This window comes from Phenylobacterium sp., assembly GCF_031412415.1.
In the GTDB taxonomy this organism is placed as follows: domain Bacteria; phylum Pseudomonadota; class Alphaproteobacteria; order Caulobacterales; family Caulobacteraceae; genus Phenylobacterium.
Genome location: NZ_JANOCX010000250.1, coordinates 1 through 6,235 on the forward strand (window position 1 = coordinate 1; position 6,235 = coordinate 6,235).

Annotated in this window: 2 protein-coding genes; both read right to left on the reverse strand. The window is 63.1% G+C overall.

Annotation, left to right across the window (positions count from 1 at the left end):
• Window positions 1-125: 125 nt before the first annotated feature.
• On the reverse strand, window positions 126-2,621 hold the full coding sequence (locus RMO04_RS12405; protein ID WP_309645094.1) for a TonB-dependent receptor: 2,496 nt from the start codon (window positions 2,619-2,621) through the stop codon (window positions 126-128).
• 407 nt (window positions 2,622-3,028) lie between these two features.
• The gene (locus tag RMO04_RS12410) at window positions 3,029-5,830 is read right to left on the reverse strand and encodes a TonB-dependent receptor (RefSeq protein WP_309645095.1); all 2,802 of its coding nucleotides are present in this window, start codon (window positions 5,828-5,830) and stop codon (window positions 3,029-3,031) included.
• Window positions 5,831-6,235 lie beyond the last annotated feature (405 nt).

Here is a 6,235-nt window from a genome sequence, read left to right on the forward strand (position 1 = left end):
CAAGCGCTTGCGGAGATGTTAAATTCCACCTGCGCGTCAGCGCCGCGCCCTCGCTCTGACGAGCATGCGAAAAAGGCGGCGGGATCGCTCCCGCCGCCTTTCGAATCGCGAGGTTCAGGCCCGCCTTAGAAGCGGTACTGCAGCTCCACGCCGTAGGTGCGGGGCTGGATCAGGCCGCGCGAGATCGCCGAGCGGGTCTGGCGCAGCGTGCCGGCGGCCGCCGAGCCCGGATTGGGCTGGTCGAAGATCGCCGTCGGGTTGGTCGAGCTCGTGGAGTTGAAGCCTTCTTCGTCGAAGGCGTTCTTCACAAAGCCGATCAGGGTGTAGCGGTCCTCACCGTCGTTCCAGAGAACCCGGAAATCCGAGACGCCGTAGGACGGCACCTTCAGGTCGCGGCTCTTGAAGGGCTGGTAGATGGTCTCATCGGTCCAGGTGTAGGTGGCCGACAGGATCAGCGAGCCGGGCGCGAACTCAAAGGTGTAGTTGCCGTTGAAGGCGAACTTGTTCTCCGGCGACTGATAGAGGTTCGAGCCCTTCAGGGTCTGGAACACCAGACGGGTGCCGTTGCTGAGCGCCGAACCGCCCTGCGGGGTCGCCGCGGGGTCGAGAGCGCCCGGGTCCGCCGGATCGTAGAAGCAGCAACCCTTGGTGATCTCGGTGTTCAGGTAGCCGTAGCTGGCCGACATCTGCAGGGCCTTGATCGGCTGCCAGATGGCTTCCAGTTCCAGGCCGTAGGCCTCGGCGTCGACGTTGACGAAGTTGTTCGCCGCCGCCGTGCCCGCCGCGTTCAGCTGCGACAGGTTGAGCTGCAGGTCCTTGTAGTCGTTGAAGAAGGCCGAGGCGTTGAAGATCAGGCGACCGCCGAAGGTCTTCTTCAGGCCCAGCTCATAAGCGTCGACCTGCTCCTGGTCGGCCTGCGGCTGCACCGAAAGGGTGCCCAACAGGAACCCGCCGGACTTATAGCCGCGGCTATACTTGGCGTAGACCAGGGTGTCGTCGTCCGGCGTCCAGTCCAGATTGACCACGCCGGTGACGGCGTCCCAACTGTCGGACAGGTTGCGGGAATTCTGCACCCCGGGGACGGTCGGATTGGTGTCGGTGGAGACGTCGAAGGCCGCCGCGCCGAAGGCGATGGCAGGCGACAGGATGATGAGGCGCTGGCTTTCGAAGCCGTCCTTCTCATCCTTGGTGTAGCGCAGGCCGGCGGTGACGGCGAACTGCTCGTTGAACTCATAGGTCGCCTGACCGAACACGGCGTAGGCCTTGGAGGTCAGGGCCGCCTGGGTGTCGGCGTAGTTGCGCAGCGGGTTCGGCGCCGCGGCGGTGCCGGCGAGGGTCAGCGGGTTGGCCAGCTGGACCTGGTTCGGGTTCGCGAGCTGGATCCGTTGCTTGTATTCCTCATGGTACTGATAGACGCCCAGGATCCACTGCAACGGGCCGTCCGAATTCGAGGTCAGGTTGATCTCGTTGGAGAAGTACCGCTTGTTCTCGTCGAAGTCGGTGGTCAGCGTCGGGAAGTAGGGAACCGCCATGCCGGGGATGGCGATCGCCGCGGTGCGGCTCGTGCCGTCGTTATCGCCGCCGGTGCGGTAGTTGTACTGCTGGAAGCCGCCGACGTACTTCAGGTCGGCGAAGCCCAGGTCGTAGGTGACGTTGGCGATCAGGATGTGGTTGCCGCGGAGCTGGCCATAGCCGTCCGTGTTGGTGTTCTGAGTGTAGGGGTCGGTGACGCCGGGATTGGGCGTGGCGTAGCCGAACTGGGCGTTCGGCATCAGGTTGCCGATCGGGCCGAACGGGTTGGTGGTGTCGTACGGGGTGATCAGGTTGGCGAGGCGGTCGCCCACGCCCATCGTGTCATCCCAGTTGGTGCGGTTGTAGCGGACGAAGACGTCGAGATCCTCGCCGAGCTCGGCTTCCATCTGCACTTCGAAATAGGTGCGCTTGATCTCGGCGCCGTCATTGGCGGTGCCGATGTTCTTGATGAAGCCCTTGCGCTGCCAGTCCTGGCTGCCGCCGATCTTAAAGCGGAGGTTTTCCGCCACGGGGATCGAGACCACGCCCTCGATCTTGGTGCGGTCGTAGTTGCCCACGCCGGCGCGGATCTCTCCGCCGAATTCGTCGGAGGGGCGCTTGGAGACCTGGTTGATGGCGCCGCCGATGGCGTTGCGGCCGTACAGGGTGCCCTGGGGACCGCGCAGGATTTCCGTCCGCTCGATGAACAGCGGCGACTTGAACAGTTCCGACGAGGAGGCCGAGTAGAAGCCGTCCGTGTAGGAGGCCACGCCCGGGTCGTTGCCCACGTAGAAGGTGTTACGGCCGGCGCCGCGCAGCGAGACGCGGTCGGTGCCCGAATAGTTCATGCCCGGCGTGAAGTTCACGAAATCCTGGATACCGGTGATGCCGGCGATGTCGCGTTGTTCCGAGGTGTAGGCCGAGACGGCGACGGGCACGTCCTGCAGAGCCTGTTCCCGCTTTTCGGCGGTGATCACCAATTCTTCGATCTCGAAGCCTTGGTCAGCGGCGGCGTCTTGGGCGAAGGCGGGGACCGCGATCGCCGACAGCGTCGCGACGGACGCGCTCATGGCGAGCAGGGTCCGCAGACGCGGAGCGTTATAAGACATCAGTATCCTCCCAGGGCGGCGGGACGTGAATCCGTCCGCGTAGCCGCCCGCGTGATGCGCATGCAGTGAAGTCCGGCGCGGGGAGGCGCCGGGCGGCGGAACCTCTGTCCGGCGGCGTGCGCCGTCAATGTTATTGACGATCACCTAGGGTGTTTGAGGCGACCTTTGGGCGGCCTGTGGCCGAAATACCGCGTTTTCGAATAGCACGTACAAAAACGACCAGCGTTCTTTGACGAATTCGTGAATCAAACGGAAACGTGGATTGCGAAGGGCGGTCTTCGGACCGCTTTTTCATACCGACTCTAGGAATTCCAATTCGACCATCTTGGTTCGCAGCCGAAACGGCAGAAAAAATGGCCGCCGCCCATGGGGCGACGGCCAGGCCTCGCGGCTAGGATTTCAGGCGGTTAGAAGCGCTTCTGCAGCGAAATGCCGTAGGTGCGCGGCTCGGTGTAGAAGGCGTTGCGGAACAGGCCCGAGGAGTCATCGGTGAGGTAGAAGTCGGTGATGGCCTCCTCGTCGGTGGCGTTCTTCACATAGGCGCCGACCTCCCACCCGTTTTCGGGATTGGCGATGGTGAGGGTCAGGTTGACGTTCTGCCAGTCGTCGATCCGGTCGGGGACGCTGTTGTAGATCCGGGCGAAGGTCTCGGTCTGGCGGTAGTAGTCCCCGCGCAGGGTCACGTTCCAACCGTTCCCGAAGGTCCAGTCGTACTGGGCGCCCAGCGAAACCGTCCAGTGCGGGGCGTTGGGCAACTCCTTGCCTTCCAGGCCCACCGGGATGCCGTCGCTGACCAGGCCGCCGAAGGCGTTGGTTCCGACGGCGATGGCGCCGCCGCCGATATTCGTGCCTGCGCCGGCCGTGGAGGCGGGGGTGCAGATACCAAGCAGGGCGAAGGGGTCGTTGGTGGCGTTGGAGAAGCCAAGCGCCGCCTGGGCCGAGGCCACGTTGACCACGCAGTTGGACGCCGCGCTCGACTTCACAAGGATCAGGTTGGGATTGCCCTGGGTGCGGTTGAAGGTGTCGATCGAGAGGCCCGAGCTGATCTCGGTGTCGAGATAGCCGATCGCCGCATTCAGGCGCAGGCCTTCCAGTGGCTGCCAGACCGACTCGAACTCGAGACCGCGAATCTTGGCGTCGATGTTCTCGTTGGTGGAGGCGCGGTTGACGATCTTGGAGACCTGATAGCCCTCGTAGTCATAGTTGAAGAAGGTAGCGTTGAGGGTCATCGTCCCGTCGAGCAGGGTGTTCTTGGCCCCGATCTCGATGGAATTGATGAACTCCGGTTCGAAGGTCGCCGGACCGCAGATCACGCCGGCCCCGCCGCTGCAGGGTGAGTTCAAGCCCCCCGCCTTGTACCCGCGCGAGAAGAAGCCATACAGCAGTGTCTCGTCAGTGAAGCCCAGGTCTGGCTTCCAGTCCGCGCCGATCCGGCCCGTGATCTCGGTGAAGTTGACCTTCAGGATGCTGGGCGTACCCGGCAGCGGACCGCCGATCCCATTTCCGGGCGTTCCCAATGTGACCTGGTGGTTTTCCACCTCCTTGTCGTCGTTGGTGTAGCGCAGGCCGCCGGTGATCTTGAAGGTGTCGGCCACCTGCCAGTAGACCTCTCCGAAGAAGGCATGGGACCGCAGGTCATAGGGGCCGTAGGCGTCGTAATAATTGTGGCCGCTGCGGTTAGGCTCCTTGTTCGGGTCGATCGCGACACAGGGCGCGGCGCCGGTGCAGTTCGGATTGCCGGTGTTGAACAGGTTGTTCAGTTGGTAGAAGCCGGTCCCGGTGTTGAACATAACGTAGTAGTCGCCGGTGCCCTGGTAGCGAACCATAATGGCGCCGATGTTGAAGTTGAACGGTCCCTCATAGGCTGATTGCAGGCGGACCTCCTGGCTCCATTGCTCGGTGAAGGCCGAGGAAATGTCGCTGGTGGTGAACCGGTTGAACGGGCCGTTCTGAGGGTCGTTGATTACCCCGCCTGGGAACAGGCTAGGGTAGATCGCCGCAGCGTAGCCCGGCACCCCGGCGAAGGCGTTGACCGGGTTGGGGCTCGCGTTGAAGGCCACGCTCGGGACATAGCGGTTATAGTCCTGGCGCGTGTAGAGATCGAACTTGGTGAAGGCCGACAACCAGGTCAGTTTCAGTTCGTCGGTCAGGTCCCAGTCGACGTTGAACATGTAGATGTCGGTCTTGGACTCATAGATCGGGTCGAAGGTCGATTCGATGTCGCGGACATTGGTGGTCTGCATCTTGCCGGCATACGCGTCGCCAGTCTGGAAACCGCCCAGCGCGCCGAATAGGCCGCCTAGCGTGGCCTGCGAGTTCACCGTGCCCAGCACGCCGGCGGAATACAGAGACGTGGCCTGGCAACCTTGGCTGAAGAAGCCCCGCTGGATCTGGCCGATCAGGCCGCCCGCAGCTGCGGAGTACCCAAGGCCGCCCACATTGGCCGGGCCCGCGTCCTTGGTGCAGAACTGCTTGCCGATCCGCGAGCGGTTATCTTCCTCGTTGAAGTGATCCCACATGAAGTAGGCGCGGAACTCGTCGGTCGGCGTGAACGCCAGGGTCGCGCGCGCGCCATAGAGATCGCGGTCGTCGGCGTCGTTGCCGGTGACCAGGTTCTTCCCGAACCCGTCGCGCTTCAGATACGAACCCGCCAGGCGCAGGGCGAAGGTGTCGCCCAACGGCAGGTTGATCATCCCACGGACCTTGCGGGTGGAATAGTTGCCGATCTCGCCTTTCACCATCGCTTCGAACTCGTCGATGGGCTTGGCGGTGATCAGGTTGACCACGCCGCCGGTGGCGTTGCGGCCGTACAGGGTGCCCTGCGGTCCGCGTAGGACCTCGACCCGTTCCACGTCGTAGAATTCGGTCTCGAACAGGTTGTTGGAGATCAGCGGGGCGTTGTTCAGGTGGATGCCTGTGCCGGCGTCGCCCGAGCCCGCCACCAGCTTGGAGCCGATGCCGCGGATCTGGAAGTTGTAGCCGGTGAAGTTGCCCTTGGAGAAGTTCACGTTCGGCACGGCCAGGACGAGGTTCGGGCCGCCGTCAATCTTGCCCTTTTCGAGGGCGTCCTGGTTGAACGCCGAGACGGCGATCGGGACGTCCTGGAGCGCTTCCTCGCGCTTCTGGGCGGTGACGACCAGCTCCTCGATAACGTTCTGGGACCAGGCGGGGGAAGCGATCGTACTTATCGCGACGGCGGACGCGCCCACGATAAGCAGGCTCCGCAAATGCAGAGTGTGAGACATTCCAGGTTCCTCCCATGACGGCCGGGGCTCTAGTGGCTCGATCCGTCAGCATCGCCGCTCAAGATATCGTCCAGGGGCAGGCGGCCTATCCCCCGACACGGCAAGGCTCTCGCGCGGGGCTGGAGTCTGTCAACATGACGTTGATAAGTGATCGCTGTTCATGTCGAACTTCCAGTGTGCTGTTGCGCAAATACCAAGACATCGAAGACTGTTACGCCGCGTCAATTTCGGGGAGTTTTGGACGATGAAGACTTATCTCGCAGTCGCGAGTGGCGATGCTGCGTGAGCGAAGACTAAACTTGCAAACTTTTATCTACGGATCGGTATGGCGCGACGGCGAACTCTTGCGGCGCCGGGCTTTCGGTTTGG